Raw genomic sequence first — 6,427 nt, 5'->3', positions numbered from 1 at the left:
GTCGTAATCGTAATCGGAGAAGCGGTGCAATTTCGAGTGCGAGAGAATCCGAGGCGCTACGATAACGTCGACAACGACAACGACAACGACAACGACAACGACAACGACAACGACAACGACAACGACAACGACCACGAGTGGAGAGTATGAAATGCACTGTCCCGTTGGCGACCACCGTTCGGACCCCAGGAACGGCGATCGATGCGCGTCCTGATCGTCGAGGATGATTCACTGCTGGGGGCCGGGCTTAAGACCGGCCTCGCTCAGGACGGCTTTGCCGCCGACTGGGTGCAGGCCGCCGAACCCGCCCTGCACGCACTGAGCCTGGAGCACTTCGACGTGCTGGTCCTGGACCTGGGGCTGCCGCGACGCGACGGGCTCTCGCTCTTGCGTGAACTGCGGCGTGCGGGCTCGGTCCTGCCGATCCTGATCCTCACCGCGCGCGATGCGCTGGCGGACAAGGTCGGCGGGCTGGACGCGGGGGCGGACGATTATATGGTCAAGCCCTTCGATCTGGACGAATTGAGCGCGCGGCTGCGGGCCCTGGTGCGCCGCAGCGGCGGTCACCCGGCACCGCTGCTGTCCGCCGGGGACCTCACACTGGATCTCGCGCAGCGTGCGGCGACCCTGGGCGGGCAACCGCTGACCCTCTCGCCGCGGGAGGTCGCCCTGCTGGAGGTCTTGATGACGACCCCCGACCGGGTCGTGGCGCGCACCCGGCTCGAGGCCTCCACCTGCGGCTGGCACGGTGACAGCGAGGGCAATTCACTGGAGGTCCATATCCACAACCTGCGCCGCAAGCTCGGGCATGGGCGCATCCTGACGGTGCGCGGCGTCGGTTATCGATTGGTCTGCGACCCGGTGCCGTGACCTCGATCCGGCGGCGCCTGCTGCTGTCACTGTTCGGCCTCTGGATCATCGTCTGGGCCGCGGTGGCCCTGACCACGCTGGATCGCTCCGGCCATGAGGTCGGCGAGCTCATGGATGCCCAGATGGCCCAACTCGCCCATGTCTTACGCGAGATCAGCCTGACCGACCCCCAACCCGCGGCGAACGCGACCCCGCAGGCCCTGTCGGCGGTGAATCATCCTTACGAGACCAAGCTCAGTTACCAGCGTTGGCAGGGAGACCGGCTGGTGGCCAGCTTCGGTGGAGCCCCGGCCACCCCCCTGGCGGCGACCATCGGATTCTCGGACCAGGCGTTCGGGGGGGCGCGCTGGCGGGTCTTCGGACTGCCCGGCAACGCCCCCGACGAGGTCCTTTTTGTGGCGCAGAGCTATACGATCAGGGAGGAACTGATCCACTTCCTGACCATCCAGGCCCTGAAACCCATCCTGTGGTCGCTCCCGGTCAGCGTGCTCCTGATGTGGCTCGCGGTGGGCGAGGGCCTGCGTCCGCTGCACCGGCTCGCCCGCAGCATCGGGCGCCGCTCGGCGGAGCGGCTGGAGCCGATCGACGGGGACGGCGTCCCGACCGAGATCCGCCCCCTGACCACGGCGCTCAATGCCCTGATGGAGCGGCTGGATCAGGCCCTGGCGGCGGAGCGGCGCTTTGCCGCCGATGCCTCCCACGAACTGCGCACCCCCTTTGCGATCATTCACACCTATGCCCAGATCGCCCGGCGCAGCGGCGATCCCGCCGAGCGCCAGGCGGCCCTCGACAACCTGATTCGGGGTGTCGATCGCGCCAGCCGGTTGATCTCCCAACTCCTGATGCTGGCCCGCCTCCAGGGCGAACTGCGGGCAACCGGGCGGGGCGTCGCCTCGCTGGTGCGGGCGGCGGCGCGGGTGGTGGCGGACCGGCAGGCCGACGCCCAGGCCGCGGCGCTGACCTTGACCGCGGCGGCGGCGGATGGCGTGCCCGGCGTGGTCGCGGTCCCCGCGGCGGCACTGAGTATCCTGATCGGCAACCTGGTCGAGAACGGGCTCAAGTACACGCCGCCTGGGGGCTGGGTCCAGGTGGCGATCGGGTCGGGTCGGGGGACCGTGGCGCTGCGGGTGACTGACTCCGGCCCCGGGATCCCGGCGGCCGACCGCGAACGGGTCTTCGACCGCTTCTACCGCCCCCCTGGCCAGACCCAGCCCGGCTCGGGTCTCGGGCTCGCCATCGTGCGGCGCATCTGCGATCTGTACGGACTGCGGATCGAGATCCGCGACGGCGCCGACGGGGTGGGCCTCAGTGTCCTCGTAATCTTCCCTGAACCCAGCAGCAGTCCCAAGGCCCATCCGCCCTAGCCATGGGGCCGTAACCTGGAGTCCAAGACCTGCGCCGTGGATGGTTCGCCAAGGCGCAAATGCCCACTGCCGTCGCGCCAACCGCCATGGCGCCCGCGCCACCCCAAAAGATCGAAGTTGCGGAAGTGTGACGCACGTCACGTTTCCGGAGCCCATCCCTTAAGGCTTTCTTAAGCCGCCGAAGCGCACGATATATCCGACCAGTGGACCGAGCACCACCGCTTCGCGTGGTCACGGCACCGATGGTCTTTGCCCGAGAATCAGCGATACCAATCCCATGACCAATTTAAGCGACATTCCGGTACTCGCCGAGCGCGCCGAACCGCTGCCCGGTGAATCCCCAGTCGTCAGCGCCGTATTGAATCAGGTGATGGAGTTGCTCGCGCAATTCCTCGCCTCAGGAACGGCTGCCGCCCTTGACTTGAAGCGGGTGCCGCGGATGGATGCGGCGACCTACCGGCAACTCAAGGACGCCCTGTCCGTCGGCGAGGTGACCGCCACGGTCAAGGCCGAGGTCACGGTCGAGATCACCGAGACCCAATATCCCGGCGTCTGGTGGCTGACGCACCGTAAAGAACAGGGTGCCATCGTGACGGAAGTGATCGAAATCACGGATCTCCCGGTGATTCTGAAGTCTCATGCGGTGGACATGCGCGCCGGTCTGCGGCGTCTCGAGCAGGCGCTGGCACCGCCGCCGCCGCGGGACGACACCCCGGATCGCGTGAGGCGGTAACCGGCAGCGCCCGTGGTGGGCCCGCGGTGGAGCGTCTTCGACAAGCGCAGAGCGCCGGCGTACCGCCGTCAGCGCAGCGCCAACGACCAAATGAGGAGAAACCCAATGAATACCGATTTATCGAACCGAGTGGACCAGGGGTCGGCCCAGACGGAGGCGGGCGGCGCCGCCACCTTCGACGAGGCGACGGCCACCCGGCTGCTCGCCCTCGGTATCAGCCGGCGGCGCTTCATGTCCTATTGCGCCGGTCTGGCCTCGCTGCTGGCTCTGCCGCAAGCGATGGTGCCGCGGCTGGCGCAGGCGGCTACCTCCGCGACCTTACCGTCGGTGGTCTATATGTCATTTCAGGAGTGTACGGGTTGTCTGGAGTCCATGGTCAACTCCTTTGCCTTCGGCGGCGGTACGACGATCGACAACCTGATTCTGAACATGATTTCGCTGGACTATCAGGAAACCCTGATGGCGGCGGCAGGCGATCAGGCGGAGGACCTGCTGCTTTCACTCACCGCCAAGACCGGCTATGTCCTGGTCGTGGATGGTTCCATCCCGGCCGACTGGGATAGTGGTTATTTCATCAGTGGGGAGCGCAGTGGTGTCGCCCGCTTCAAAGCCGCGGCGCAGAAGGCCGGCTTGATCGTCGCGGTCGGGACCTGTGCGAGTTTCGGCGGTCTGCCCAAGGCTAACCCAAACCCCACCGGGGCGATGTCGATCGGCGATTTGATGAAGGGCCTGGGAATCACCAAGCCATTGGTCAACGTCTCCGGCTGCCCCCCGATCCCGGAGGTGATCACCGGCGTCATTCTCTATTACCTGAGCAAGGGGATGCCGCAGCTCGATAGCCTGCAACGGCCGACGGTCTTTTACGGCGAAACAGTTCATGACGGCTGCTATCGCATGTCATCCTTCATGGAAGGTCCGCTCGCGCAGGCCTTCGACGACAGCAACTCACGCAAGGGTAAATGCCTGTATCAGCTTGGCTGCAAAGGCATTGTCACGCACAACGCCTGCGCGAGCGTCCGCTGGAATCAGGGCACCAGTTTCCCGATGATGAGCGGGCATGGCTGCATCGGCTGTTCCGAGCCGGATTTTTGGGATCGTCTCAACGCGAAGAACCAGAAGGGCTTCTACGTCCCGATCGCCACCGGGTCTGGTCATAGTCGCGGCCTGCCATGCGAGGTCTGTCACACGGACGGCGACGATTACGACGATTAGTGCCGCCACCGGGGCAATCCGTCGCCTATCCCTGGAGGTTAGGCGAATAGATACAAGAGTCTGGGAGAACGCGAATGGCTACTACACCGAACGTCATCATCGACCCCGTAACCCGCATCGAGGGTCATTTACGAATTCAAGCGCACGCCGTGCCGGACGGCAACGGCGGCGGGACTATCATCGACCCAGGACTGAGTGCCAGCACGATGGTGCGCGGCGTGGAGAAGATCCTCCAAGGCCGCGATCCGCGGGACGCCTGGGCCTTCACCCAGCGCATCTGCGGCGTCTGTACCGTGGTACATGGCTTGACCTCGGTGCGCGCCGTGGAAAACGCGATCGGCATCAAGGTGTCCAAGAATGCGGACTACATCCGCAACATGATGATCGGGGCCCAGTATGTGCACGATCACGTCATGCATTTCTACCATCTCCATGCGCTGGATTGGGTGGATATCGTCAGCGCCCTGGGTGCCGATCCGACCCAGACCGCCACGCTGGCCAGGCTCAATAATCCCAGCTACAAGCCCAATGCCGGTCAACTCCCCACCGCCGCGTATTTCCAGGGCGTACTGACCAAACTGAACGGTCTCGTGACCCGCGGCCAGCTCGGCATCTTCGCCAATGGTTACTGGGGTCACTCCGCGTACAAACTGACCCCGAACGAGAACCTGTTGCTCGTCTCTCACTATCTCGAAGCGCTGGCCTGGGCGCGGGAGGTGGTGAAACTGCATACGGTCTTCGGCGGCAAGGACCCCCACCCCAATCTGGTGGTGGGCGGTATGCCCTGCACCCTGAGCAGCAACACCGGTACGGTCAATGAGGACAAGGGCGGTACCTCGCTCAACACCGCGGGTTTGACGAAGATCAAGACGGCGACGGCGGTCATGAAAGCATTCGTCGATCAGGTCTATCTACCGGACGTGGTCCTGGTGGCAAAGCGATACAAAGAATGGGCCAATTACGGCGCTACCGCCGGGAATTTCCTGTGCTTCGGCGAGTTCCCGGACCCGGCATTGGTAAGAACGGAATTCACGAACGGCGCGATCGACTATCCCGACGGGTATGTGTTTCCAGCGGGCGTCATCTGGGCAAGCGCGCCGACGGTGCTGGCCCCCTTCGATGAGAAGAAGGTCACCGAGAATGTCGCCCATGCCTGGTATCTGGGGTCGGAGGCCGGTGAGCATCCGTACGTTGGCAAGACCGATCTGTACTATGATGGGCCCCTGCCGGATCAGGGGAAGAGGCCTGACGGCACTTCCTATTACATGCTTGACGAAGACGCCAGGTATTCCTGGATCAAGTCCCCCCGCTACGCCGGTCAGCCGATGGAAGTCGGTCCGCTCGCGCACATCCTGACGATGCATGCACGGGGCGCCACCACCAAGGCCCAGCCCACGGACAAGCTGGTTCGTGCCTATGTAACGAAATTCTGGACCAATCCGGAGGCACAGGGCGGTTTGGGGCTGACCTTCGGTCAACTCAACTCGACCCTGGGGCGAATCTTCTCGCGGATGCTGGAGACCAAGATCATCGCCGATCAGATCGCCGGCCGGGCCGCCGATAAGGCGTCGGGAACCGCGGCCTATGCGGGTTGGTATCAGCTCTATTACAACAATAGGACTGGTCCCTACTGGAATCCCAACACCTTCACGCGCCTCAAGGCGCCGAAGTCGTGGCCCGTGAAGGCCGGTTTAGGCTCCGGCTTTGGTTTCGGTTTCACCGAGGCGCCGCGCGGGGCCCTGGGTCACTGGGTAAAACTCAACGGTGTGTCGGGCATGATCGACAACTACCAGTGCGTCGTTGCCAGTCAGTGGAATGCCGGACCGCGTGATTCCGGCGGTGAGCCCGGACCTTACGAGACGTCCTTGGCCGGCCATGTCCTCGCCGACCTCAAGAAGCCGTTGGAGGTGTTGCGGACCATCCACAGCTTTGATCCCTGCATCGGCTGCGCCGTCCATATCGTCGACCCGGACGGCGAGCCCCTGGTGCAGATCGATGTCAACCACTCCGTGCGCTCGGCAGTCTGCGCGCCAAGCGACGCTTGCGGTTGAGGGAGCGCAGCGGCGGGGTATTCACCCCGTCGCGAACAGTTGGAGACCGACGCCGACTAACGGTCATGGCGCCCGCGCCACCCCGGCAGATGAAAGTCATGCCGATCGCTGGCGAGCGAGCCTGCGTAGTCAGGGCTTCCAGCCCTGACTGCTCCAGCCTGGCCAGGCCAGGATGGCCTGGCTACGCAGGGGACTTT

Annotated in this window: 6 protein-coding genes; all 6 read left to right on the top strand. The window is 64.6% G+C overall.

The window, feature by feature from the left end; genetic code table 11:
* Window positions 1–24: 24 nt before the first annotated feature.
* The 6 genes from QZY48_RS11985 (at window position 25) to QZY48_RS11960 (ending at window position 6,230) form a co-directional block, all read left to right on the top strand.
* Entirely contained in the window at window positions 25–150 is a 126-nt protein-coding gene (locus QZY48_RS11985) for a hypothetical protein (protein ID WP_295431086.1), read from the top strand.
* Between the two features lie 51 nt (window positions 151–201).
* Window positions 202–870, top strand: a complete 669-nt coding sequence (locus QZY48_RS11980) for a response regulator (RefSeq protein ID WP_295431085.1) — start codon at window positions 202–204, stop codon at window positions 868–870.
* Window positions 867–2,234, top strand: coding sequence for an ATP-binding protein (locus tag QZY48_RS11975; protein ID WP_295431084.1), 1,368 nt, complete (start codon window positions 867–869; stop codon window positions 2,232–2,234). The genes QZY48_RS11980 and QZY48_RS11975 overlap by 4 nt, the downstream gene beginning before the upstream one ends.
* Window positions 2,235–2,511: 277 nt before the next feature.
* Window positions 2,512–2,967, top strand: coding sequence for a hydrogenase expression/formation C-terminal domain-containing protein (locus QZY48_RS11970; protein ID WP_295431083.1), 456 nt, complete (start codon window positions 2,512–2,514; stop codon window positions 2,965–2,967).
* Window positions 2,968–3,072: 105 nt separating this feature from the next.
* A complete protein-coding gene (locus tag QZY48_RS11965) occupies window positions 3,073–4,179 on the top strand; it encodes a hydrogenase small subunit (protein ID WP_295431082.1) in 1,107 nt (368 codons plus the stop codon).
* 74 nt (window positions 4,180–4,253) lie between these two features.
* Entirely contained in the window at window positions 4,254–6,230 is a 1,977-nt protein-coding gene (locus QZY48_RS11960) for a nickel-dependent hydrogenase large subunit (protein ID WP_295431081.1), read from the top strand.
* Window positions 6,231–6,427 lie beyond the last annotated feature (197 nt).

The organism is uncultured Thiodictyon sp. (assembly GCF_903828115.1).
Classification (GTDB): domain Bacteria; phylum Pseudomonadota; class Gammaproteobacteria; order Chromatiales; family Chromatiaceae; genus Thiodictyon.
Note: the sequence above shows the minus strand (reverse complement) of the source record. Positions and strands in the feature narration are given on the sequence as shown.

Coding starts and splice junctions, on each gene's coding strand:
- QZY48_RS11980 (WP_295431085.1), top strand. CDS start 202: ATGCGCGTCCTGATCGTCGAGGATGATTCACTGCTGGGGGCCGGGCTT.
- QZY48_RS11970 (WP_295431083.1), top strand. CDS start 2,512: ATGACCAATTTAAGCGACATTCCGGTACTCGCCGAGCGCGCCGAACCG.
- QZY48_RS11965 (WP_295431082.1), top strand. CDS start 3,073: ATGAATACCGATTTATCGAACCGAGTGGACCAGGGGTCGGCCCAGACG.
- QZY48_RS11960 (WP_295431081.1), top strand. CDS start 4,254: ATGGCTACTACACCGAACGTCATCATCGACCCCGTAACCCGCATCGAG.